27 protein-coding genes and 1 tRNA gene are annotated in these 21,005 nt (G+C 59.1%); 11 read left to right on the top strand and 17 right to left on the bottom strand.

The genetic code is table 11. From position 1 onward, the window contains the following. Nucleotides 1–154 precede the first annotated feature (154 nt). Nucleotides 155–979 carry a hypothetical protein gene (locus tag M3O22_01075; protein MDP9195354.1) on the bottom strand — a complete coding sequence of 275 codons (825 nt, stop codon included), beginning with the start codon at nucleotides 977–979 and terminating at the stop codon, nucleotides 155–157. 248 nt (nucleotides 980–1,227) lie between these two features. Between M3O22_01075 and M3O22_01070 the strand changes: the two genes are divergently transcribed. Genes M3O22_01070 through M3O22_01055 form a run of 4 tightly spaced genes read left to right on the top strand, consistent with a single transcriptional unit; the run spans nucleotide 1,228 to nucleotide 3,355 of the window. Beyond that, nucleotides 1,228–1,917 (top strand): hypothetical protein, encoded by a 690-nt coding sequence (locus M3O22_01070; protein MDP9195353.1) that lies wholly within the window; start codon nucleotides 1,228–1,230, stop codon nucleotides 1,915–1,917. A 14-nt stretch (nucleotides 1,918–1,931) separates the two neighbouring features. Beyond that, a complete protein-coding gene (locus M3O22_01065; GenBank protein ID MDP9195352.1) occupies nucleotides 1,932–2,132 on the top strand; it encodes a hypothetical protein in 201 nt (66 codons plus the stop codon). Next, on the top strand, nucleotides 2,095–2,625 hold the full coding sequence (locus M3O22_01060) for an NUDIX hydrolase (GenBank protein MDP9195351.1): 531 nt from the start codon (nucleotides 2,095–2,097) through the stop codon (nucleotides 2,623–2,625). Before M3O22_01065 ends, M3O22_01060 begins: the two co-directional genes overlap by 38 nt. Next, nucleotides 2,561–3,355 carry a hypothetical protein gene (locus tag M3O22_01055; protein ID MDP9195350.1) on the top strand — a complete coding sequence of 265 codons (795 nt, stop codon included), beginning with the start codon at nucleotides 2,561–2,563 and terminating at the stop codon, nucleotides 3,353–3,355. The genes M3O22_01060 and M3O22_01055 overlap by 65 nt, the downstream gene beginning before the upstream one ends. 2 nt (nucleotides 3,356–3,357) lie before the next feature. On the opposite strand, the gene ptsN is transcribed toward M3O22_01055, so the two are convergent. The 10 genes from ptsN to M3O22_01005 all read right to left on the bottom strand — a co-directional run bounded on the left by ptsN (nucleotide 3,358) and on the right by M3O22_01005 (nucleotide 10,031). After that, nucleotides 3,358–3,837 carry a PTS IIA-like nitrogen regulatory protein PtsN gene (gene ptsN / locus M3O22_01050; GenBank protein MDP9195349.1) on the bottom strand — a complete coding sequence of 160 codons (480 nt, stop codon included), beginning with the start codon at nucleotides 3,835–3,837 and terminating at the stop codon, nucleotides 3,358–3,360. 138 nt (nucleotides 3,838–3,975) lie between these two features. After that, nucleotides 3,976–4,557: a ribosome-associated translation inhibitor RaiA gene (gene raiA / locus M3O22_01045; protein ID MDP9195348.1), complete on the bottom strand. Its 582-nt coding sequence runs from the start codon at nucleotides 4,555–4,557 to the stop codon at nucleotides 3,976–3,978. 74 nt (nucleotides 4,558–4,631) lie between these two features. Continuing rightward, entirely contained in the window at nucleotides 4,632–5,465 is an 834-nt protein-coding gene (lptB, locus tag M3O22_01040; GenBank protein ID MDP9195347.1) for an LPS export ABC transporter ATP-binding protein, read from the bottom strand. A gap of 9 nt (nucleotides 5,466–5,474) precedes the next feature. Further along, entirely contained in the window at nucleotides 5,475–6,359 is an 885-nt protein-coding gene (locus M3O22_01035; GenBank protein MDP9195346.1) for a hypothetical protein, read from the bottom strand. A 9-nt stretch (nucleotides 6,360–6,368) separates the two neighbouring features. Continuing rightward, nucleotides 6,369–7,112, bottom strand: coding sequence for an LPS export ABC transporter periplasmic protein LptC (gene lptC / locus M3O22_01030; protein ID MDP9195345.1), 744 nt, complete (start codon nucleotides 7,110–7,112; stop codon nucleotides 6,369–6,371). 72 nt (nucleotides 7,113–7,184) lie between these two features. Then, on the bottom strand, nucleotides 7,185–8,186 hold the full coding sequence (locus tag M3O22_01025; protein ID MDP9195344.1) for a KpsF/GutQ family sugar-phosphate isomerase: 1,002 nt from the start codon (nucleotides 8,184–8,186) through the stop codon (nucleotides 7,185–7,187). Nucleotides 8,187–8,218: 32 nt separating this feature from the next. Further along, nucleotides 8,219–8,830 carry a ribonuclease D gene (locus M3O22_01020; protein MDP9195343.1) on the bottom strand — a complete coding sequence of 204 codons (612 nt, stop codon included), beginning with the start codon at nucleotides 8,828–8,830 and terminating at the stop codon, nucleotides 8,219–8,221. A gap of 65 nt (nucleotides 8,831–8,895) precedes the next feature. Continuing rightward, nucleotides 8,896–8,982: transfer RNA gene (locus tag M3O22_01015), tRNA-Leu, on the bottom strand. 40 nt (nucleotides 8,983–9,022) lie between these two features. Then, nucleotides 9,023–9,406, bottom strand: coding sequence for a nucleoside 2-deoxyribosyltransferase (locus M3O22_01010; GenBank protein ID MDP9195342.1), 384 nt, complete (start codon nucleotides 9,404–9,406; stop codon nucleotides 9,023–9,025). A 67-nt stretch (nucleotides 9,407–9,473) separates the two neighbouring features. Next, nucleotides 9,474–10,031 carry an ankyrin repeat domain-containing protein gene (locus tag M3O22_01005; protein ID MDP9195341.1) on the bottom strand — a complete coding sequence of 186 codons (558 nt, stop codon included), beginning with the start codon at nucleotides 10,029–10,031 and terminating at the stop codon, nucleotides 9,474–9,476. A gap of 160 nt (nucleotides 10,032–10,191) precedes the next feature. On the opposite strand from M3O22_01005, the gene M3O22_01000 reads away from it, so the two are divergent. Beyond that, nucleotides 10,192–10,968 (top strand): class I SAM-dependent methyltransferase, encoded by a 777-nt coding sequence (locus M3O22_01000; protein ID MDP9195340.1) that lies wholly within the window; start codon nucleotides 10,192–10,194, stop codon nucleotides 10,966–10,968. Here M3O22_01000 and ruvB read toward each other — a convergent pair. Genes ruvB through M3O22_00985 form a run of 3 tightly spaced genes read right to left on the bottom strand, consistent with a single transcriptional unit; the run spans nucleotide 10,871 to nucleotide 13,211 of the window. Next, complete coding sequence (gene ruvB, locus M3O22_00995) at nucleotides 10,871–11,956, bottom strand: Holliday junction branch migration DNA helicase RuvB (GenBank protein ID MDP9195339.1); 1,086 nt, start codon at nucleotides 11,954–11,956, stop codon at nucleotides 10,871–10,873. The two genes, M3O22_01000 and ruvB, sit on opposite strands and share 98 nt — an antisense overlap. Beyond that, nucleotides 11,953–12,576: a Holliday junction branch migration protein RuvA gene (ruvA, locus tag M3O22_00990; GenBank protein ID MDP9195338.1), complete on the bottom strand. Its 624-nt coding sequence runs from the start codon at nucleotides 12,574–12,576 to the stop codon at nucleotides 11,953–11,955. The genes ruvB and ruvA overlap by 4 nt, the downstream gene beginning before the upstream one ends. Further along, complete coding sequence (locus M3O22_00985) at nucleotides 12,561–13,211, bottom strand: YcxB family protein (protein ID MDP9195337.1); 651 nt, start codon at nucleotides 13,209–13,211, stop codon at nucleotides 12,561–12,563. Before M3O22_00985 ends, ruvA begins: the two co-directional genes overlap by 16 nt. Before the next feature lie 163 nt (nucleotides 13,212–13,374). On the opposite strand from M3O22_00985, the gene M3O22_00980 reads away from it, so the two are divergent. After that, nucleotides 13,375–14,904, top strand: coding sequence for a YifB family Mg chelatase-like AAA ATPase (locus M3O22_00980; GenBank protein ID MDP9195336.1), 1,530 nt, complete (start codon nucleotides 13,375–13,377; stop codon nucleotides 14,902–14,904). Here the strand turns inward: M3O22_00980 and M3O22_00975 are convergent. After that, nucleotides 14,873–15,511: a histidine phosphotransferase family protein gene (locus M3O22_00975; GenBank protein MDP9195335.1), complete on the bottom strand. Its 639-nt coding sequence runs from the start codon at nucleotides 15,509–15,511 to the stop codon at nucleotides 14,873–14,875. The genes M3O22_00980 and M3O22_00975 overlap by 32 nt on opposite strands. 172 nt (nucleotides 15,512–15,683) lie before the next feature. On the opposite strand from M3O22_00975, the gene infC reads away from it, so the two are divergent. From infC to M3O22_00950, 5 genes are read left to right on the top strand one after another with little or no spacing between them, the layout of a single operon-like run. After that, nucleotides 15,684–16,217 carry a translation initiation factor IF-3 gene (infC, locus tag M3O22_00970; protein MDP9195334.1) on the top strand — a complete coding sequence of 178 codons (534 nt, stop codon included), beginning with the start codon at nucleotides 15,684–15,686 and terminating at the stop codon, nucleotides 16,215–16,217. Between the two features lie 30 nt (nucleotides 16,218–16,247). Continuing rightward, nucleotides 16,248–16,637, top strand: a complete 390-nt coding sequence (locus tag M3O22_00965) for a hypothetical protein (protein MDP9195333.1) — start codon at nucleotides 16,248–16,250, stop codon at nucleotides 16,635–16,637. Between the two features lie 8 nt (nucleotides 16,638–16,645). Then, complete coding sequence (locus M3O22_00960) at nucleotides 16,646–18,577, top strand: YdbH domain-containing protein (GenBank protein MDP9195332.1); 1,932 nt, start codon at nucleotides 16,646–16,648, stop codon at nucleotides 18,575–18,577. Next, entirely contained in the window at nucleotides 18,577–18,813 is a 237-nt protein-coding gene (locus tag M3O22_00955) for a YnbE family lipoprotein (protein MDP9195331.1), read from the top strand. Before M3O22_00960 ends, M3O22_00955 begins: the two co-directional genes overlap by 1 nt. Before the next feature lie 3 nt (nucleotides 18,814–18,816). Beyond that, nucleotides 18,817–19,161, top strand: a complete 345-nt coding sequence (locus M3O22_00950) for a YdbL family protein (GenBank protein ID MDP9195330.1) — start codon at nucleotides 18,817–18,819, stop codon at nucleotides 19,159–19,161. Nucleotides 19,162–19,193: 32 nt separating this feature from the next. Here the strand turns inward: M3O22_00950 and tldD are convergent, their stop codons facing one another. Together tldD and M3O22_00940 are read right to left on the bottom strand one after the other, a co-directional pair. Beyond that, nucleotides 19,194–20,630: a metalloprotease TldD gene (tldD, locus tag M3O22_00945; GenBank protein ID MDP9195329.1), complete on the bottom strand. Its 1,437-nt coding sequence runs from the start codon at nucleotides 20,628–20,630 to the stop codon at nucleotides 19,194–19,196. Further along, nucleotides 20,627–21,005: thioesterase family protein (locus tag M3O22_00940; protein ID MDP9195328.1), on the bottom strand; the 379-nt coding region annotated here is incomplete at its 5' end. The genes M3O22_00940 and tldD, both read right to left, overlap by 4 nt.

The following is a 21,005-nucleotide window of genomic DNA, read 5'->3' as shown; positions in this document are numbered from 1 at the left end:
TTATTTCGACTGCGGCTCAGTGATCCTGGCCTGTTACGACCCGGTGGCCGATGGCGACGACAAACCTTTCAGACCCAATCCGGAAGAAATCTATTTTGCGGTAGAGGATCTGGACACTTTCACCGCCCACGCTGCTTCTGTTCTGGGACAGATTTCAAAACCTGAAAGGATGCCGTGGGGAGAGTACATTTCCTATACCCGGGATCCCTTCGGAAGCCCCTTGGCGTTTGTTCAGCATGACGCCGTTTTTACAGGGTAAGTATTCTGGATGCAGGCGGAGCTGGCACTGTCCCAGTACAGGGCCAGCCTCTTCGGTATCATAGCTGTCATCCCGACCTGTCGTGGTGTCTTTACACTCCGGTCCCAGAAGGCCGTCGCCACAATCCCTTTCGTAGCGCCTCGTCAGGCTCATGGCTTGCAGGTAATAGCTTTCCATGATCCTGCAAGCCTCCATGGTCTGCCCTTCACGATCCGGACCGTTGAGGCTCTCGCCCGCTGCAATAAACAGCCTCATGTACTGGTCAATCTTTCCATCCTGAATATCATCTGCCGCCTGCTTCAGCCGTGCACTGCACAGATCCTGTATTTCCGGAGGCAGATCCAGATTGCCATGGCACTGCTCTTCAGCCCGTTCCAGAAGGGTTTCGGCCTCCGCCAGCTGCTGAAGCATATCCCCGCGCAGTCTGGCTATATTTTCAAAGGTATACGCATCAGGACTACGGGGATTGAAGGGCCGGTTGTCAGAGTCCTGCACCCAGGACGCGTAATCAGCCACCGACCACTCATACTCTTCCATGGCCTGTCCCAGTCTTCCCAAGGCCAGCCAAGTGTCCATCTGCGCCCTTGCAGCCGCCGCACCGGAAATATCCTGACCACCCTGCGGATCCGGCCGGACCTGTTCCGTTTCCGCCGGTGGCCTCAGGGGCGGGTATTCAGACCAGACCGGCGTTCCATGGGCTTTCTGCATGGAAACTGCCATTCCGGTCTCTGGCCATCCCTGTATTCTGTGGGCAGGAGCAAACAAAAGTACTGCCCCAAGGGCAACAACCCTGGGAGTGACAGACCGGCGGGACAGGTTTCTGATACTTTTCGCGTCCATAAACCATTACAGTGCAAACTGATTGCCCCGATTTATAAAGGCCGGAAACTGTTGCATCAATATATAAATTCGCTGTTGCAGCAGCGCCGGATCTTGCTGCCGGCCCTGCATACGGCTAGTCTGCAGCCATGACCCAGAGCATCCTTTCCCACTTGCGCCGTCCTGTCCTCTTTGCAGTTGCCGCCCTGTTTTCGTACGCAGGAGTGGTGAACCTGGGATGGTCCGGCTTTCTGTGCGCCATTCCCTTCATAATCGCCCTGATCTGGATGGCCCGGAAATGGGGCAAGCCTTACGGAATGATAACCCTGATCCTGTTCCTGGCGGTTTTCCTTCCCCTGTATTTTCTGAAAATATCTGGCAGTTCCGTGTACTTCCCCGCCAACGGGAAGACCGTTATGACGGCCGGGGAGGCCTGCCTGTACAAACTGGAGCAAAAGGATTCCCCGCAGTCAGGGCCCCGGACGACCCTTCAGAAACTGGCCCCCGATGGCGCCTGCAGTCACTATGGGGATCCCGCAGGCCTGCAGGTCGTTGCAGCGGCCGAAAAAGTGCCGGCCGGAACCCGCTATACCATCGCCCGGACAGACGTCTCCAGCCCCGACTTTGCTGAACAGTACAACCTCTATCTGGAAACGCCCCTGGGAGAGGCGCCCTGGAGCACCCCTTGGACCCACAGTTTCTCTCCGCAGCTGACTTTCGAGGACGGAAAGCCTGTAACGGAAGCAGACCTGCGGCGAAAGATCTTCTATTACCCGTCCTTCCTGATGCTATGGCCCGTGTCTCCCTGGGCTGTGCCGGCGCTTTTCATGGGCACCTGAACCGGGAGGCTGCCATGTTTTCACTGCTGCCAACCGTTATCATTGTCCTGGCCATTTTCTTTATTGGCGTGCTGATCCGCCTCGTGCCCTTTCTGGTGCTCCGCACTCCCAGGCTGGCTTCCCTGCTTTTCCTGATCCTGCTCTTTGTGGGTGTGCGTTATCTCTGGGTTTTCCGTCATGACATTATCCAGTTCTTTCAGTCCCTTGTCGCATAATGAGGGGCCGCGCGTCGGGCTGGGCGTTGTGATCATCAATCCGGATGGCTATGTCCTTCTGGGTCAACGGACCAGCCCCCATGGCTTTGGCGCCTGGGGAATACCCGGCGGCCATCTGGAGTACGGGGAAAGCTTTGAGGACTGCGCCATCCGGGAAACACTGGAAGAAACAGGCCTGGTGATTGCCGGCCCGACTTTTCTCTCACTGACCAATGTGGTGTTCCCGGACACAGGGAAACACTACGTAACAGTTTATATGAAAGCCCTTCTCCCCCCAGGGCAGAAGGCTACAAACCCGGAACCGGAGAAAATTTCTGAATGGCGCTGGTTCAGTCCGGACAGCCTCCCCTCTCCGCTCTTCCTGCCTTTTGCAAGGCTGGTTGAGGAAAACCACGATCTGGTTCTTTCTGGATGCAGGGGTGAATACCATGCTCAAAATCCTCATATCCCTGATCCTGGCCACCCTGATACCGGTTCAAGGTCTTGCGGATAACAGCGGCCATGCAGGCCATAATTCTGCACCTCCGGATGCCCCGGCCCGGCTTGAAGTCATCCTGAAAACCCTGGATCCGGAACAGGCCAATCCCCTGTTTGCCCAGCTTGCTGGCGGTGATGGCTCCCTTCTCACTCCGGAGAGGCTGGAGGAGGTTCATACGGAGAAAGTCCATTTCCTGGTGGTGGATGAAACCCTGGCAGACTATCACCACCTTCATCCGGAGCCGGGCCCTCTGCTGGGTACATATATCACTTCGTTTACTCCATCCGCAGACAGATCCTACAGGATATGGGCTGATATCACCCCCGTGGGGCAACAGCGCCAATTCCCCTCAGCGCTTCTGAAAGGCCAAAATCCGTGTTCAGGATCCTGCGCGGACAAGACAGTTTCGCTGCAGGGACAGGCAGAAGGCCTGAAAGCCACCCTGTCTTTTGATGGACCATTGAAAGCAGGCATCCCTGTTATGGGAACATTCCGCATCACTACTGATGCATCAAACCAACCCATTACAGATCTGGAGCCAGTGATGGGCGCACGCGCCCACATCGCCGGTTTTTATGATGACTTTGCCACCATGGCCCACATCCATCCTCTGGAACAGGGCGCCAGCAGTCCCGGGCTGCAGTTCCACCTGACCCCGGAACGCAGCGGGTTTCTGAAGCTGTTTCTTCAGGTCAGGCAGAACGGCAGGGATATCCTCATCCCGTTCGGAGTTACCGTGTCATGATCTCAGGCAGCCGCCGGGGTCGCCTCAAGCTCATCCTGGGCCAGAAGGGCCAGAACGGCATCCGCAGATCCACAGCCCCGCAGCTTTTCACACATGCGGGTATCACGCAGCAGACGGGACACCGCCGCCAGGGCTTTCAGGTGGTCTGCTCCCGCCTCGGGTGGCGCCAGAAGCATGAACACCAGATCCACTGGCTGGTCGTCGATGGCCTCAAAAGCCACAGGACGATCCAGACGGGCGAAAAAACCACAGACCCTGTCCAGTCCGGACAGGCGGCCGTGGGGAATGGCGACGCCATGGCCAATGCCCGTGGTGCTCAGCTTTTCGCGCTCGAAAACAACGTCAAAGATGGCCCGTTCATGAATGCCGGTAACAGCACCGGCCCGGGCCGCCATTTCCTGGAGAATCTGCTTTTTCCCGGAGGCCTTCATGTTCGGGATGATGGACCGCTGGGTCAGGATCTTCATGACAGAAAGAGGCATGGTTCTCCCTCAGGGTTGCTCAAGGATGGACAGACTTTACCCGAAGATCCGGTGAAAGCAATCGCGATACTGTTTTTTCTGAAAAAACAATATGTTGGAACACCGGCGCATCATATCCGTACTGACTTTTCCACAGAATCAGATCTCCCGGGGATCGATCCAGCCAATATGCCCGTCGTTGCGGCGATAGATGACATTCAGCTTTCCATGCGCCCGGTTGCGGAAAACCAAGGCCGGGGTATCAGCCAGATCCATGCGCATCACAGCCTCGCCCACCGTCAGGTTCTCGATGCTGGTGGTCATCTCGGCCACGATGACAGGATTGTCAGCGGATTTGCTGTTTTCTTCCGGAGAATCTTCGGCCTCGGGCTGCAGGATATAGTAAGGGCTGGCCAGTGTGCTGCCGTTGGCAACGGAACGTTTGTGATGGTCACGCAGACGGCTTTTGTACCGGCGCAGACGCGTGGACAGCTTGTCCAGGGACAGGTCAAAGGCCGGATGGGCCTCGCTGGCCTCGCTGCTGCTCTGCAGGACAATGCCCCGGCCGATGTGGACCTGGATGTCCGCCCGGAACATGTGGTGTCTGTCACGGGAAAAAACGACAGATCCCTCGAGAGGGTTCTCGAAATACTTGCCAATGACTTCTGTCAGACGTCCCGTCACATGGGTTCTGAGGGCATCACCCACATCAATCTGCTTGCCCTTGATGGTCAGGTTCATGGCTCTGGCTTTCCTGTATCTGCTCGAAAACTGCACAAGGTCCTGTATGGATAAGGCTCCCCGATGACGGGAGTTCAGTCCTGTAACACTTTTTCCCTTGCTTCGCTCTCTTTATTATAGAGACTGAAACTTTCTCCAAGGTAAACGCGCCTGACGTCCCTGTCAGACACGATCTCGGCAGCTGTTCCCTCGCGCAGAACCCTTCCTTCATGGATAATACAGGCCCGATCCACCAGATCCAGGGTTTCCCGGACGTTATGATCGGTAATCAGAACACCGATTCCCCGGTTACGCAGATGGATCACCAGTTCGCGGATATCATTTATGGCGATGGGGTCAATACCTGCAAAGGGCTCATCCAGAAGGATAAAGGCAGGCCGCGTGGCCAGGGCGCGTGCAATCTCCACACGGCGGCGCTCTCCTCCCGACAGGGCTATAGCAAGCGTGCGCCGCAGGTGTGTGATGGAGAACTCGGCCAGAAGAGTTTCCAGCATGGACGCGCGCTTGTCCGTATCGGGCTCTGCCACTTCCAGGACCGCACGGATATTGTCCTCCACGGTCAGGCCCCGGAAAACCGAGGCTTCCTGGGGAAGATAGCCGATACCAAGGCGGGCCCGGCGGTACATGGGAAGGGAGGTAATCTGTACTCCGCCCAGCCGGATATTCCCCGTATCAGGCCTGATCAGACCCGTAATGATATAGAAACAGGTCGTCTTTCCAGCGCCGTTGGGGCCCAGAAGCCCCACAATCTCGCCCTTGCGGATGGACAGGCTGACATCCCGCAGGACAGGTCTGCCCTTATAGCTTTTGCCAACATTGTGCACCGACAGGACTGTTCCGGAAGCAGGCTCAGCCACAACAGATCCGGGTGGCGGTGCAGAAGGTTTGAGCGTTATACGGTTGTTCATGATGTCCTGTCAGTTCCCCCGGGAGGGCTTTTTGCCCTGCTGTTTCGGGGTTCCGTTCTGCGTTTTTATGTCCGGAGGTTTGTTAGGGACAAACAGACCCTTGACGCGCCCGCCCGTCTTTCCGGGCGTTGGACCGGACGACAGCATGCGGCTGATTCCTGTGGCCAGATTGACCTCCGCCCTGTCGCCATTCAGCTGGTTATCCCCCCGCGTAATCCTGACATCGCCGTCAATGACAGCTGTCTGAGCCAGAACATTATAGGTCCCCTTCTGGCCTCGCAGGACATCACTGGGCGTCACGATGGTCACATCCCCCACAGCATCAATGGTTTTCAGATCCAGATTTCCCTGGGCATTCTCCTGGAACCGGGCCTCGAGCACATCTCCCCTCAGCCGGTTCTGGCCCCGGGTGGCCACGGCATTGCCTTTGGCCACGGCCTTTTTGTCCAGGCTCCAGTATTCCAAGCTGTCCTGTGCTGTTACAGTGTCCTGGGGCGTTTCCAGCTTCAGGTTTTTCCCTGTAAGAACAGCGGCCTGCGGGTCCACGTCATATACCGCCTCATCCCCGAAAGCTTTTTGCGTAGGAGTAATGATCCTGACATTCCCCGAGGCCGTCAGCTTCCAGATCTGCGTTCCACCGTTGGCCCCGTCCCTGTAATGGGCCGTGAGAATATCGGCCAGCAAGGTCATATCACCGCGTTTTGCGCTGGCATTGCCCTTTGCAATATAGACCTTGTCATCCCGGTGCCATTCCAGAGCCTCGTCGGCCTGGACTTCCACGGGAGTCTTGTCGTCAGTACTGCCCGTTCCGGACAACAGGCCCTGTTGCCCCCACGCCGGGGCCAGCGGGGCAGCCAGAACAAGCAGGACAAGCAACCAGGCCTTCCGGGCCATGGTATCCTCCTAATAGTCGATCCTGGTCAGGGTTACCTGGCCCGGACCTGTCAGGACCAGTTTTCCCCCCCGCTCTGTCATCCTGAACCCCTTGGCCCGGATGCTTCCGAAAGGCCCCTGTCCTGAGACGGGAGCCTCTCCCCAGGCGTTCATGGTCTGGGTCTCGATGACAGCCCGGCTGGTTTTCAGCTCATAGCCGTCGTCATGATACACGAGCACATCATCCACCAAAAGAAGATTGCGCGTTTTCTGGTTGTATTCTCCTGTACGGGCACTGATTGTCACCATATGTCCATCAGTGGTTGTCAGCTCCCCCTGCGGAGAAACCAGGGTAACAACATCTGTTCCGGAGGCAGACTGGACGGCCCTTTCCGCCCACAGGGAGAATGGCCTGTTCTCACTGTCTCTTCCCACATACCGGGGTTTGAGCATCTGGAGTTCGCCACCGTCATCGGCAACAGGAGCCTTTCCCCCTTCTTCCAGGAACGGCCAGACTACCAGCATGACCAGAAGTCCGGCAGCAACAAGAGGCAGTATCACCTTCAGCAGACGGACAAGGCGGGTATATCCCTTTCTGAAATGATGGGGCAACAGGGGGCGGGGACCCGGCAGGGGCCTGTTGCGCGCAGGAATACCTCCCGCAGGATGGGGCCGCGGCGGTATCTTCCCCGGCTCAGCCGGCGCAGAATGCCCTGTGGGCGTTTCCTGGCGCCGCATGTGCATGGCTGAAAGAGGGGGAGGTTTCCTGTGCATTCCGTCCTGTTCAGTGAAAAGTCTGCTGGGTTCCCCGATTACAGAATTCTTCAGCCCCATACCATTGCCCTGTCAGATTACCCCCGCCCGCAGACAGTCATGGATATGCAGGATCCCCAGGGGCCTCCCGTCATCCACCACAAAGAGCGCCGTGAACGGACGCTCCGTCATGTTCATCATGGCCAGTGCCTCTTCCGCCAGCGCGTTGCTGTGAATGGTGCGGGGAGAGCGGGTCATGATCTCCCCCGCCTTCTGGTCCAGCAGGGCCGGTCCCATATGGCGGCGCAGGTCGCCGTCCGTAATGATCCCCGCCAGGGAGCCATCAGCCGCCAGAACGCCCGTGCACCCGAAGCCCCGGGACGTCATGACCAGAATGACATCTGAAACCCGCGCGTCCATGGATACCAGGGGAACGCTGTCCCCTGTATGCATGATGCTGCTGACCTTCACCAGCCGCTGGCCCAGGGAACCACCGGGATGGAACTGGCGGAAATCATGGGCCGTGAAATTCCGGCGCTCCAGAAGAGTGACAGCCAGGGCATCCCCCAGCGCCATCATCATGGCTGTGGATGTGGTGGGCGCCAGCCCCAGCGGACAGGCCTCGGCTACATCCGGCAACAGAAGGGTGACGTCTGCCTGCTCGGCCAGTGCAGATTTTGCCTGCCGCGTCATGGCCAGCAGGGGAATTCGGAACCGGCGCGTATAGGCCACAACGGGTTGAAGCTCCGCCGTATTGCCCGAGTATGACAGAGCCAGAACAGCATCCTGGTCCGTCACCATCCCCAGATCGCCGTGACTGGCCTCGGCCGGATGGACAAAAAAGGCCGGCGTTCCTGTTGATGCCAGGGTGGCAGCAATCTTGTGGGCCACATGGCCGCTCTTGCCCATGCCGGTCAGGATCACACGGCCCCTGACACCTTCCACAAGCTGGACTGCACGGACAAATTCGCCGCCCAGACTGGCCGCCAGCTTCTCCAGCGCTTGCCCCTCCTGACCCAGAACGCGACGGGCCGCAGAAAGAATTTCCGTATGCTCAACCTTTGGTTTTTCTTTCACCGCAACTGTCCCGCTCATCTGTTTTCCCTGCGCAATCATGTCCGGTGAATTTAATGGGCAAAAATGTCAACTTCTGGCCAGCCCTGCAGATCGAGGGCGGCACGTACCGGCAGGAAGCGGAAACAGGCCTGGGCCAGCTCCACCCGGTTTTCCCGCTGCAGCATCATGTCCAGCCGTTCGCGGATCTGGTGCAGATGCAGGACATCCGCAGCCGCATAGGCCAGCTGTTCGGCGGTCAGCTTGTCCGCACCCCAGTCCGAGGACTGCTGCTGTTTCGAGATTTCAGTTCCCAGAAGATCCTTGCACAGTTCCTTCAGACCGTGGCGGTCGGTGAAGGTTCGCACCAGACGCGAGGCAATCTTGGTGCAGTATAGGGGGGCGCAGTCAACACCCAGCCATGCTTTCAGGATGGCTGTATCAAAACGGGCAAAATGAAAGATTTTTGTGACGGCCGGATCAGCCAGAAGCCGCTTCAGATTGGGCGCCTCGTACTGTCCCTTCGGAAACCGGACCAGGTGGGCGTTCCCGTCACCGGAGGACAGCTGGACCAGACACAGCCGGTCACGGCCCGGATTAAGCCCCATGGTTTCCGTGTCCACGGCGACTGCCGGACCCAGATCAAGGCCGGCGGGCAGATCCCCGGTATAAAGTGTAACAGTCAAGGACCCCTCCCTGTGACCAGAAAACCCCTGCCGGGCATCCGTTTCCCGTCAGGGTAGAGGTCTGATGGTGCCCAAGAGAGGACTCGAACCTCCACGGTATCTCTACCACTGGTACCTGAAACCAGCGCGTCTACCAATTCCGCCACCTGGGCACAAACGGAAGCGCTCTCTTAAAGAGATTCCCGGACTCTGTCAACAGCACGAATCCTGTTTTTCAGACTGCAGGTTTTTCGCGATCATCCCATGCAGGCTGTCGAGATACGAATCAATGGCGTCAAGATTCTGGACCCGCAGCACGTGCGGAATCATTCCGGCAAGGATCAGGGGAAGGGCATGATCCTGGCGGGCCAGTCCGATAACAGGAATCCCCAATGCCCAGGCATAGCCAACCTCGGCGCCCCAGTTGGGGCTTTCATTCTCCGCCAGGGCAAGAATGGTCCGGCTGGACCGGATTCCTGCCAGATCCTGTCCAAAGATTTCCCCGGCTGTTCCCTTCTGGTTTGTATCCCGGTGCGGCAGGTAGCAGCAAAGGCCGGTTTTTTCCAGCGCCTCTCCCAGAACAGGATTGAACCACACATTCCAGGGATTCCTGAATGTGGATGTCAGATACAGATCATATAATTTTTCCATAGGTGGCAGCAGCCTACTTCCCTGCCTTCGCCTGCAGGATCACCCGGACCTGGGCGTTGCGGGAATCTTCCGCCCAGGACAGCGCGTCCCGACCTGTAAAGTCCGAGTGTGCCGGATCAGCCCCGGCGGACAGAAGCTTTTCCACCACCGCCGCATGCCCCTGCTTCGCGGCAACAAGCAGCGGAGTCATCCCTTCCCTGTTTTCGGGATCCGGGGTCACCTTGTTGTCCAGAAGAATCTGGACAATCTGGGGATCACCGCCTTCCGCAGCCCAGTGCATGGGAGTATTGCCGGCCTTGTCTGCCTTGCGGGGATTGGCCCTGTGCTTCAGCAGGACCTGCAGCATGTCCAGGTTGCGGGATGCAATGGCAAAGATCAGGGGAGTGCGCCCCTTCCCATCGGCCATGTTGGGATCCTCACCCCGTACAAGGGCAGCCTCCAGTCCTTTCAGGTCTCCCGACTCCACAGTCCGGAACACTTCAGCCTTCTGGAACAGGTTCACATCGGCCCTGGCAGGCGCAGACAGCAGCAGCACAGCGCACAGAAGCGGAAACAGCAGATACTTTCTCATGTCATTCCCCGACAGTTTCTGAAACCCGGAATACCATAGCGGATCCGGCGTCCGGTTTCAAAAGTGCGATTATGCCAAAAGAAACCCTTGATGAAAGTATTTCCCCGGGCCAAAAAACACAGGGAGATATGCAACCGTCGATTGTATAAGGAATCAAACCATGGCTTCCCTGAAAAGTTTTGCCCTTCAGGTTTTGTTGTACCCTCGTGAATATATTTCATACCTTACCGCAGAAAAAAGGCTTCTGGCAAAATTCCTTGAGCGAAAAAGAAGCAAGAAACTCCTGGATGTTGGATGCGGGGAAGGACGACTTGCACAGGATATGTCCATGTGCGTCCATGGATATGAAGGCATCGATTACGACCGTGAAATGATTTTGACATGCCTTGCCCTGAAACTTGATCCAAAAGAGGCGAAATTCAGACAGCTTGATGCAACAAAACTGACTTCGGCATTCAGACCGAAATCCTTTGACAATGCTGTTCTGGCCTGGAACACACTGGGAAATATGCCGGGCAAGGAAAGAAAGGTCCTGCGGGGATTAAGACAGGTTGTTTCCGGAAAAGTTTTTGTAAGCGTAGTGGCCGCAGGAAAGAAAAGAATGAAGATCAGGAAGAAATATTACAAAAAGCTGGGGATCCGGTGCTCGGTTGAGCACGGGCATCCAAACGTAATCTGTTCGAAAGCATGGGGACGGTCCAAAGCCTATTCTCCGGCAGACCTCAGAAGAATAGCCCGCGAGAGCGGATATCGTATTGAAAGTATGGAGTATGTTGGCACAGGAAGTCTGGGCCTGGTTGCCATCTTCACACCCGCTGAACCGCCTGCTCCAGCCCGTGCTAGAAATCCCCGTCAGCAGGAAAAATCTCCAGCACATCCCCAGAAAAGGCGTCGCCCGGCATCTCCATCTGCCGTTGGGCGGAAGCTGGCGGCGTAAGGTCCAGATAGCGATACCCGGCGTCGGTGAGCATACGACCGCGGGGCGTACGCTGCAGCATCCCCTGCTGGATCAGGTAGGGCTCGATCACTTCCTCCAGCACGTCCCGCTGTTCGCCCAGCGCCGCACCCAGGGTCTCTACACCGACGGGCCCACCGCCATAGTTGCTGGCAATGCAGCCCAGAAAGCGGCGGTCCATGGCGTCAAAGCCCTGGCGGTCCACCTCCAGCCGCGTCAGGGCTGCGTCGGCCACGGCAGCATCCACAACACCCTTTCCGGCCACCGCGGCAAAATCCCGCACGCGGCGCATCAGGCGGCCGGCCACACGCGGCGTGCCGCGGGAGCGTCGCGCAATCTCTCCTGCGCCATCGGGTGTGATAGTCATGGACAGGACGCCAGCGGCCCGGCGGATGATCTGCTCCAGCTCCTCCGGCTCATAGAACTGCAGGCGCAGGGGAATGCCGAACCGCTCGCGCAAGGGCCGGGTAATGAGGCCCGAGCGTGTCGTGGCGCCCACCAGGGTAAAGGGCGGCAAATCGATTCGCACTGACCGCGCCGCCGGCCCCTCACCGATGATCAGGTCCAGGTGATGGTCTTCCATGGCGGGGTAGAGGATTTCCTCCACCGCCGGGCTGAGGCGATGGATCTCGTCAATGAACAGGACGTCGTGGGGCTGCAGGTTGGTCAGCAGCGCCGCCAGATCGCCGGCCCGGGCAATGACGGGGCCGGACGTGGCGCGAAACCCCGCGCCCATCTCACGGCTGATGATCTGGGCCAGTGTGGTTTTGCCAAGCCCCGGCGGACCGTGGAGAAGCACGTGATCCAGAGCCTCGCCCCGCGCCTTCGCCGCCGCGATAAAGACTTTCAGGTTTTCCCGCACCTGCTTCTGGCCCGTGAAATCATCCAGGGACAGGGGCCGGATCGAGGCCTCTGCCTCGTCCCCTTCCCGCTTTCCGGCGGTAACCTCGCGGGCTTCCTCTACGCTCATACCTTGCCCAGCTCCTTCAGGCCTTCACGGATCAGGGTCTGTACAGCGGCGTCAGAACCCAGCCGGCCCATGGCGGCAGACACTGCGACAAAAGCCTCGGTCCGCTTGTAGCCCAGGTTGACCAGAGCGGACACGGCTTCTCCCGCCGCACCGGCAGAAGGAGGGGCAGCAGCGGATCCAGCCTTGCCCTTGCCGGTGGCCGGAGCCGCAAACACAAGTCCCGCCACCTTGTCCTTCAGCTCGCTGATGATGCGGTTGGCCAGCTTGGGTCCTACACCATCCGCCTGGGTGAGCGTCTTAGCATCCTGGGCGGCAATGACCTGGCCCAGCTGGTCCGGCGGCAGGGCTGTCAGCAGCGCCAGGCCCACCTTGGGCCCGACGCCCTGAACGGTGGTCAGCAGGCGGAACCAGTCACGCTCGTCCACATCGGCAAAGCCGTAAAGGATAATGGCGTCTTCGCGCACGTGGGTTTCGATGTGCAGGGCCAGCGCCTCGCCCTCCCGCCCCGCCTGTCGCAGGGTGCGGCCCGAGCACAGCACCAGATAGCCCACACCATTCACGTCCAGAACCAGACGGTCCAGATCAATGCTGTCAATAATGCCTTTCAACCGGGCGAACATGCAGCTTTTTCTCCTGCTTCCACATACTTCCGGCACTCGTTATAAAAAGCCTGGAATGTCGCCTCACTGTCGAACGCCCTGCGCGGAACCGACCACGCGCTGGCTGTCGTAATGTAGATGTAAATATCGTCCCTGACGCGCTCGACCTTTTCAATAGCCGGCCATGCCACGGTGGTCCGGATCCAGGGGGTCTCAACCAGAACATGCTCCGGGCTGATGGTTATGGTCCACGGTCCGAATATGGACCGGTTTTTACCCTTTGCAAAAAGGGCTTTGACCCGGCGCACGTATATGAACCTGTTCAGAAAAGGCGACAGAAGAAAAAAGACACAGAATGGAAGCCATATATACCATGCGTCCAGGAAAATCCGGCCGGCCCCCCTGAAAATATAAGAAAACCATATCCAGCCTGTATACAGGGCTGCATACAGGGAATCCTGCCATACAGTGTAGACTGGATCAAAAACCCTGAAATCCAGTCTGAGCACAATCAGCAACAGCATTGCCAGGTAGCAGAACACCAGGAAGAACAGGGTTATCCTGACCCCCCGCCACAGGGACAGGGCCTTCCTGTTGAAATGCAGCATGAAGCGCAGGGTATCCTGCAGGGTGTTGTCGTACTGTACCGTGGTCACTTTTTCTCTCCCGGTTTTCAGCCTGTCTAGCAGACACGGACCTGGCGTGTCAGCTGTTCCATTTTCCGGACGCCCGTGGAAAGTTCACAACATTCCCGATGACACAGCGCATGAACAGCATTAGATTTGGATCCGAATAAGCTGTATGACTGGCAGGAAATCCATGGCATCACGGGTCAGAACTGTTGCCTTTCAGGGCATTGAGACCCTGGATGTGGACGTACAGGTCCAGATGTCGGGCGGCGCCATGAACTTCATGCTCGTGGGCCTTCCTGACAAGGCTGTAGGCGAAAGCCGCGAGCGGGTCCGGGCCGCCCTGTATGCCTTGGGCCTGTCCATGCCGCCCAAAAGGATCACCGTCAACATGGCCCCCGCCGACGTGCTGAAGGAAGGGTCGCATTTTGACCTGCCCATCGCGCTGGCCCTGCTGGTGTCCATGGGCGTACTGCCGGACGAGGAAATGGGCCGCTATGTGGCACTGGGGGAACTGGCACTGGACGGCACACTGACGCCAGTGGCCGGCGCCCTGCCCGCCGCCGTGCATGCCTCGGCCCTCGGGATGGGACTGATCTGTCCGGCCGCCAGTGGCGGCGAGGCTGCGTGGGCCGGTAATGTGGAGATCCTGGCCCCCTCCACCCTGCTGGCCCTGATCAACCACTTCAAGGGCACCCAGGTCCTGACTCCACCTGTTCCCAGGATTGCCGAAGATGGCGGCGCCATTCCCGACCTGCGGGACATCAAGGGACAGGAAAGCGCCAAACGGGCGCTGGAGATTGCCGCCGCCGGCGCCCATAACCTGCTGATGACCGGACCGCCCGGATCGGGCAAATCCATGCTGGCTTCCCGTCTGCCGGGGATCCTGCCGCCCCTGTCCCCGGCCGAGGCGCTGGAGGTTTCCATGATCCACAGCGTGTCTGGTCTTCTGGAAGGCGGACGTCTGCTGCGGCGCAGGCCCTTCCGCGATCCGCACCATTCTGCATCCCAGGCTGCGCTGGTGGGCGGCGGGATCCGCGCAAAGCCGGGAGAGATCAGCCTGGCACACCACGGCGTGCTGTTTCTGGACGAACTGCCTGAGTTCAGCCGCCCGGCGCTGGAAGCCCTGCGTCAGCCGCTGGAGACCGCCCGGGCCACTGTGGCCCGCGCCAACCATCACGTCAGTTATCCCGCCCGGGTCCAGCTGGTGGCCGCCATGAACCCCTGCCGCTGTGGCTATATGGGTGATCCGGCCCTGGCGTGTGGCCGTGCCCCGAAATGCGGCACAGACTATCAGTCGCGCATTTCCGGCCCCATGTTTGACCGCATTGACCTTCATGTGGATGTTCCTGCAGTCAGTCCTGCCGACCTGGCCCTCCCGCCAGCCGCTGAAGGATCCGCCCAGGTAGCAGCCCGCGTCGCTGCAGCCCGTACTATCCAGGAAGAGCGCTTTCAGGCCATGGGCGTAACCATCAGAACCAACGCAGAAGCGGACGGAGACGTTCTGGAACGCATCGCAGCGTCTGACCAGGCCGGCCGGGATCTTCTGTCCAGAGCCGCGGACCGCATGCGCCTGTCAGCCAGGGGGTATCACCGTGTCCTGCGCGTGGCCCGCACACTGGCAGATCTGGAAGGTGAAAGCGGCGTCAACAGCCGCCATGTGGCCGAAGCCCTCAGTTACCGCCGCCTCAATCCGGCCCTGGTGCAGCAGCCTGAATAAGCATCTCAAGGCGGTCTTCCTGGCTGGTGTGCAGGGTCAGAGCCCATCCCGCATCTTCCAGAAAGCGGCCCGTGACAAAGGCATGGGCTGTGCGGGGAGTCAGGGCTGATGGATCAGCCTGCCCCTCCAGGGCCGCGCGGGTTTCAGACTTCAGACCGGCGGCGCGCCCCTCCATCAGAACAGAAAAACCTTCACCGGTCTCTGAAAGGGTGACAGTTCCGCCATAGACCAGGACCTCCTCCGCCAAAAGAAGCATGCAGGCCAGAAGCCTTACAGCTCCTCTGGCATCCAGGGAGGACAGGCCCCCTTCAAACCAGGACAGCTGCGTTTTCCCTCCTTCGAAAAAACCAGAGGCCACGGGGGCCAGCTGGTCCAGGGGAACCGAACTGCTGTTGCCACCCGTCCCGTAGGCCAGCCGGAACATGGCCAGTTTCCGCGAGGCCTGCTGCGCGCTGTGGGCGATCAGGGCTATGGCATCCCCTGCCATGTCCTCTCCCTCCTCCTCCATCAGCTCGATGCCATTGCCCACAGCACTGACAGGACCAATCAGGTCGTGGCAGATCCTGGAACACAGAAGCTCGAGAACATGAAGATCAATGGTGGACATGCAGTTCCGCCGAACAGAAAATGGAAAATATCAGCCCCCTCGCAGATACCACGGATGGCCATGTTCTGTCATTGCCGCTTGACATGTGACCCGAAAAACAGGATTTATCCTTGTGAATACCAGCTGCAAAGGCTGGCACCACTGAAAACAAGGAGAAGGTTCCATCGTCCGTCTGTCATCCCCCACACCGCCGGCCCGCAACGACGGGCCCCGTGTGAACCGCGAGATCAACGCTCGCTCTGTCCGTCTGGTTGGCGCCGATGGCGAAATGATCGGTGTTGTCGGCATCCGTGAAGCCCTGATTGCTGCGGAAGAAGCCGGCCTGGATCTGGTCGAAATATCACCGAACGCCGATCCGCCAGTGTGCAAGATCCTGGATTACGGCAAGTTCCGCTATGAGGCCCAGAAAAAGGCTGCCGAGGCCCGCCGGAACCAGAAGGTTGTAGAACTGAAAGAGATCAAGCTGCGCCCGACCACGGATGAACACGACCTCCAGGTCAAACTGAAAAGCTCCCGCGGCTTTCTTGAGGAAGGACACAAGATCAAGTTCACCATCAAGTTCCGCGGACGCGAGATGGACCACCAGGAACTGGGCCTGAAAATGCTCATGCGGGTAAAGGATGAACTGGCCCCCCTGTCGAAGGTCGAACAGATGCCGAAGCTGGAAGGCCGGCAGATGATGATGATTCTGGGGTCTGCGAAATAGGACTGTTCCGACACACAGAAGGAGATCAGGATGACATTCCGGCATCGCTTGCTTCTTGTTGTCATTGCAATCCTGCTGGCTGCGGGAATTCTTTTTCTGGCCTCACGCCCGCTGTCTGCAGCCGATTCGCAGCCCCTGCGGTATGAGGCCTGCACAAAGGCTGTGGGACAGAAACCGGTTGCCGGAGAGTCCGGATGCACAAACATTACTCTGACCCACAGTTGCTCCGGCCCCCGTCACGTCATCCTCTGTAGCCATACAGCCGGTACCCAGAACTGCCAGATGTCGGATACGCCCATTCCTCCTGACACCGCCCTGGCGTTCAAAACCTGCCTGTCCGGCAATTCCCTGACCCGTCATGCAGCATGCCGCACGGCAGAAGGCTGCAACACCTTCGCGCAAAAGAAACCAGCACGGTAACCTGCAGGATGGCCTCAAAGAAGCGACGCCGGTGGCTGTGGGTCTTTGTGTTCCTCCTGCTGGTGGCAGGGGGCTGTTATCTGCTGATCCCGCGATTTCTTCCTCCCTTTCTGGCAGACCGGCTGACAGTGGCCCTGCAACAGGCCGGCTTTCCCAAAGCCCGGGTCGAGGTTACATCCCTGGGATTATCGAGGGCCGACCTGAGCATCTTCCTTGATCCCGATGCGGGTCAGGTTTTTCCCCGTGTGGATATCCATTATCCGCTGGCCAGTCTGCTCCAGATGAAAGCCAGGACGATCACGGTTCATGACCTGGCCCTGAAGATCTCTGTGGACAGCCAGGGGAAACTCTCGGTGGCCGGCCTTGCCCTGCCGGAAAGGGAGCAGGACGATGCTGGTCCCCTTGTCATTCCCGCCCTGCCCTTTTCAGAACTGGCCCTGAAAAATGCCGTCATTATTGTGGACAGTACCTTTGGCCCCATGACCATGACTGCCGATGCTGTTATCACACGGGATGAGCAGGGGGCACTGAAGGTTACGGGTACAGGAAAGCTGGTCCATCCTTTGGGGGAAACGGCCCTGACCCTTGAAGGAAAGGGCCGGAAAGCCGGAAATATGGAAGGCAATATTGCCTTCACCCAGGACCGGGCTGAGCTGCCAGGCATGGCTGCCCGGAACCTGGCTGGAACAGTTCACGCAACCCTGTCCGGACAGGCAGGTCTGCAGGCTGCCCTGGAAGCCTCTATACAGTCCGTGACCGGCGAGAAAATCCCGGTAACAGCCCGGGATCTTTCCATCAAGGCCCGCTATGTCCCGGCCGAGCCAGTTCCGCTGACAGCGGAACTGGCTGCAGGAACAGTGGAAAACACCTCTGATCCCCCGTTTCTGGTGCCGGCAAAAATCAACGCCACTGTGACCGGGAATCCGTCAGAAGCCCTGAAATTCCTCAGCAAGGCCGACGTGGCCATGGGCAGCCTGATTGTGGAGGCTGAAGGCTCCCATGACATGAAAGCAGGCCAGGGCAAGGCCTCTGTGACCCTGATTCCTGCGACACTGTCGGAATTCGCGTCCCTCCCCGCCCTGTCTCCCTGGCTTTCCGGCCATCTGGACAAGATCACAGGGACATTCGGAGCAAAGGCTGACTTGCGCTGGACCGGGGATGGCTTCAGCGGAAAGGGTTCAGTGAATATCAAGGACGGCGGCCTCCAGCGGGACACGTACACCGTCTCCGGCCTGAATGGCACCGTGAACATTTCCTCCCTGGCCCCCTTCTCCATCCCCGAGAAACAGACGCTGACCGCAAAGGAAATCAACATCGGCGTTCCCCTCACGGACGCCAGTCTGCAGTTTGGTCTTTCGCCGAAAGGTGTGTTCGCACTGAATGATTTCCACACCGGCTGGTCCGGCGGAAAACTGTCCGTAAAACCTTTCCGCACCGATATCCGTACGCCGAAAGTCAGTACCACTTTATCAGCCGAAAAGATCCGGCTGGAGCAGATCCTGAAGCTTGTGAATGTGGAGGGTCTGGCGGCCACGGGGATCATGACCGGCAGCATTCCCCTGCGCCTTGAGGGTGACATAATTCACCTGGACCATGGCGTCCTGGAAGCGGAAGGGTCCGGTACCCTCGGGTACAACCCGTCCGAACCTCCGTCGTATCTCCAGGATGATGCCGGCAGCGGCACAGGAATTCTGATGCAGGCCCTGACGAACTTCAGATACGAATCCCTGCAGGCCACTCTGGACGGAACGGTGGGCCAGACCCTGACCGTGGGCCTGAAAATCAGGGGAGCCAATCCGGAATTCTATAACGGATACCCGGTCTCCCTGAACCTTGCCCTCAGCGGGGCGCTTGATACAATTGTCCGCCGCAGCCTGGAAACATGGAAAATTCCGGATGCGGTCCAGAAACAGCTTCTTGAGGAGCAGGTCAAGGAATGATGCACTTGCCGAAAAAAATAACAGCGTGCCGTATCGCCCTTGCAGCGACAGCCCTGACCCTGATGGCTGCGTGCAATCCGACCGTGAAGGTCGAGGCACCGGACAAGCCCATCGAGATCAATCTGAATGTGAAGATTGAACAGGAAGTCCGCGTCAAGGTCGAGCGTGATCTGGACAATGTCATCAAAAATGATCCGGGCCTCTTTGGTCTGCCCCCCGCTACAGGAAGGAACTGAGCCATGATCCGTCATCTTGCTGTTACTGCTGCCCTGTGCGCTGCCCTGCTGGCGGTTTCTCCTGTCCCTGCCTTTGCCCAGTCCACACTGGAGGATGCAAAGGTGGCCGGAATGGTGGGGGAACGCCCTGATGGCCTCGTTGGAGTTGTCTCGCCTGCAGCCTCGGCCCAGGTGAAAAAGATGGTCGAGGAGATCAACGCCCAGCGCCGCCAGCGCTACGAAAGCATCGCTGCGAATAACGGTACGTCCCTCACCAAGGTCCAGGCTGTTGCTGGCCAGGAACTGGTAAGCCGTACACCTGCCGGCCAGTTTGTCATGAACCCCGCCGGGGCGTGGATGAGGAAGTAAATATTTACCTCTCCCCTTGAGGGAGAGGTAAATCAAACCCCCGTACCCCCAACAGTAAGACCATCAATCCGCAGGGTCGGCTGGCCGACGCCCACGGGAACTGTCTGCCCGCCCTTGTGGCAGATCCCCATACCCGGATCCATTTTCAGGTCGTTGCCGATCATGGTCACTTTCGTCAGGGCATCGGGGCCGTTTCCAATAATGGTGGCCCCTTTCACAGCGGGCCCGATCTTTCCGTTCTCGATCAGGTAAGCCTCGGTCGCCTCGAACACAAACCTGCCTGAGGTGATATCCACCTGTCCGCCGCCGAAGCTGACCGCATAAAGCCCGCGGCTGACCGAAGCAATAATTTCTTCCGGCGTGTGTTTACCCGGCATCATGATGGTGTTGGTCATACGCGGCAGGGGCATGTGAGCAAAGTTCTGGCGGCGACCATTGCCGGTTGGTTTCACGCCCATCAGCCGTGCATTCATGCGGTCCTGGAGGAAGCCCACCAGGATCCCGTCCTCGATCAGCACGGTGCGCTGGCTGGGAGTCCCCTCATCGTCCAGGGTCAGGGAGCCGCGCCTGTTCTCGATCGTACCGTCATCCACCACAGTAACGCCGGGAGCCGCCACGCGCTGCCCCATCAGACCGGCAAAGGCTGATGTCCCCTTGCGGTTAAAGTCCCCTTCCAGCCCGTGACCGATAGCCTCGTGCAGCAGGATCCCCGGCCATCCGGCACCCAGTACAATAGGCATCTCGCCGGCAGGGGCGGGAACGGATTCAAGATTGACCAGCGCCTGGCGCAGGGCTTCGTCCACATAGCCCTGCCAGAGTGCGGGGTCCATGCTGTCCTGCAGGGAAAAGCGTCCCCCACCACCGTGAAAACCGGTTTCCATACGCTGGCCATCGCTGACCTCCACCGAAATATCCATGCGCACCAGGGGACGCACATCCGCCGCCTCGTGCCCGTCGGCGCGGATGATACGCACAGCCTTCCACTGGGCCGCGACGGAGGCCCGCACCTGGACCACCCGGGGATCCTTCGCCCGGGCGTACGCATCCATGGCGGCCAGAAGTTTGACCTTTGTCTCGAAATCCACACTCTCCAGCGGATTGTCGGGCATGTAAAGAAGACGGTTGGTCCCTACCGGCGGGTCCGCCACAACAGCCCCCCGTCCTGTGGTACGGACAGCCTTCACCGTCTGCGATGCCCGGCGCAGGGAGTCATGGTTCAGGGTGCCCGAGTGAGCATAACCCGTGGCCTCGCCCGATACCGAGCGCAGACCAAACCCCTGCGTGGTGTCAAAACTGGCGCTTCTCAGCCGGCCATCGTCCCAGGACAGGAAATCCGACTGGTTGTACTCCAGATACAGCTCCCCGTCGTCCGCACCGTGGACCGCATCGCGGATAGTGGCCTGGACAGTGTCACGGTCCAGACCGGCCTTTCTGAAAAAAAGATCACTGGTGATGCCCAGGCTGTTCATACAGTTTTCTCCATATCCAGCAAGGCAGCTTCAGGCGGCAGTGGAGGGGAGGGAGAAGGTCCTCCTCCCGGCAGGGCCTGCAGTGCCTCAACCGGCGGGATGCTGCGCCCCCTGGCGCGGAACAGGCCCCTGACCAGTGCAGTGGCCGCCACGGTTCCATCGGGCAGCTCGAACGTCTGGCGTATATAGAACCACTTGTCATCCCACGCCATCAGCCGGGTTTTCAGAAGGTATTTCCGGAACGGCGGCAGGGGACGACGAAAGCGGATAGTGGCGCCGCCCAGCATGACCGCCCATTTCTTCCGCAGGGCAATTTTCAGCATGCCACAGCGGCCGATCAGGCGGATCCGGCCCAGATCCATGATGGTCAGATAG

Source organism: Pseudomonadota bacterium, from assembly GCA_030775045.1.
GTDB lineage: Bacteria > Pseudomonadota > Alphaproteobacteria > JALYJY01 > JALYJY01 > JALYJY01.
Note: the sequence above shows the minus strand (reverse complement) of the source record. Positions and strands in the feature narration are given on the sequence as shown.

Excerpts from the sequence above, each read along its gene's own strand:
- raiA (MDP9195348.1), bottom strand. The coding sequence starts at position 4,557 with ATGAACCTGACCATCAAGGGCAAGCAGATTGATGTGGGTGATGCCCTC.
- M3O22_01000 (MDP9195340.1), top strand. The coding sequence starts at position 10,192 with ATGGCTTCCCTGAAAAGTTTTGCCCTTCAGGTTTTGTTGTACCCTCGT.
- lptB (MDP9195347.1), bottom strand. The coding sequence starts at position 5,465 with ATGAACAACCGTATAACGCTCAAACCTTCTGCACCGCCACCCGGATCT.
- M3O22_00950 (MDP9195330.1), top strand. The coding sequence starts at position 18,817 with ATGATCCGTCATCTTGCTGTTACTGCTGCCCTGTGCGCTGCCCTGCTG.
- tldD (MDP9195329.1), bottom strand. The coding sequence starts at position 20,630 with ATGAACAGCCTGGGCATCACCAGTGATCTTTTTTTCAGAAAGGCCGGT.
- M3O22_01025 (MDP9195344.1), bottom strand. The coding sequence starts at position 8,186 with ATGAGCGGGACAGTTGCGGTGAAAGAAAAACCAAAGGTTGAGCATACG.
- M3O22_01060 (MDP9195351.1), top strand. The coding sequence starts at position 2,095 with ATGACATTATCCAGTTCTTTCAGTCCCTTGTCGCATAATGAGGGGCCG.
- M3O22_01035 (MDP9195346.1), bottom strand. The coding sequence starts at position 6,359 with ATGGCCCGGAAGGCCTGGTTGCTTGTCCTGCTTGTTCTGGCTGCCCCG.
- M3O22_01070 (MDP9195353.1), top strand. The coding sequence starts at position 1,228 with ATGACCCAGAGCATCCTTTCCCACTTGCGCCGTCCTGTCCTCTTTGCA.
- M3O22_01005 (MDP9195341.1), bottom strand. The coding sequence starts at position 10,031 with ATGAGAAAGTATCTGCTGTTTCCGCTTCTGTGCGCTGTGCTGCTGCTG.
- ruvB (MDP9195339.1), bottom strand. The coding sequence starts at position 11,956 with ATGAGCGTAGAGGAAGCCCGCGAGGTTACCGCCGGAAAGCGGGAAGGG.
- ruvA (MDP9195338.1), bottom strand. The coding sequence starts at position 12,576 with ATGTTCGCCCGGTTGAAAGGCATTATTGACAGCATTGATCTGGACCGT.
- M3O22_01075 (MDP9195354.1), bottom strand. The coding sequence starts at position 979 with ATGGCAGTTTCCATGCAGAAAGCCCATGGAACGCCGGTCTGGTCTGAA.
- lptC (MDP9195345.1), bottom strand. The coding sequence starts at position 7,112 with ATGCACAGGAAACCTCCCCCTCTTTCAGCCATGCACATGCGGCGCCAG.
- M3O22_01065 (MDP9195352.1), top strand. The coding sequence starts at position 1,932 with ATGTTTTCACTGCTGCCAACCGTTATCATTGTCCTGGCCATTTTCTTT.
- ptsN (MDP9195349.1), bottom strand. The coding sequence starts at position 3,837 with ATGCCTCTTTCTGTCATGAAGATCCTGACCCAGCGGTCCATCATCCCG.
- M3O22_00960 (MDP9195332.1), top strand. The coding sequence starts at position 16,646 with ATGGCCTCAAAGAAGCGACGCCGGTGGCTGTGGGTCTTTGTGTTCCTC.
- M3O22_00980 (MDP9195336.1), top strand. The coding sequence starts at position 13,375 with ATGGCATCACGGGTCAGAACTGTTGCCTTTCAGGGCATTGAGACCCTG.
- M3O22_00975 (MDP9195335.1), bottom strand. The coding sequence starts at position 15,511 with ATGTCCACCATTGATCTTCATGTTCTCGAGCTTCTGTGTTCCAGGATC.
- M3O22_00955 (MDP9195331.1), top strand. The coding sequence starts at position 18,577 with ATGCACTTGCCGAAAAAAATAACAGCGTGCCGTATCGCCCTTGCAGCG.
- M3O22_01055 (MDP9195350.1), top strand. The coding sequence starts at position 2,561 with ATGCTCAAAATCCTCATATCCCTGATCCTGGCCACCCTGATACCGGTT.
- M3O22_00965 (MDP9195333.1), top strand. The coding sequence starts at position 16,248 with ATGACATTCCGGCATCGCTTGCTTCTTGTTGTCATTGCAATCCTGCTG.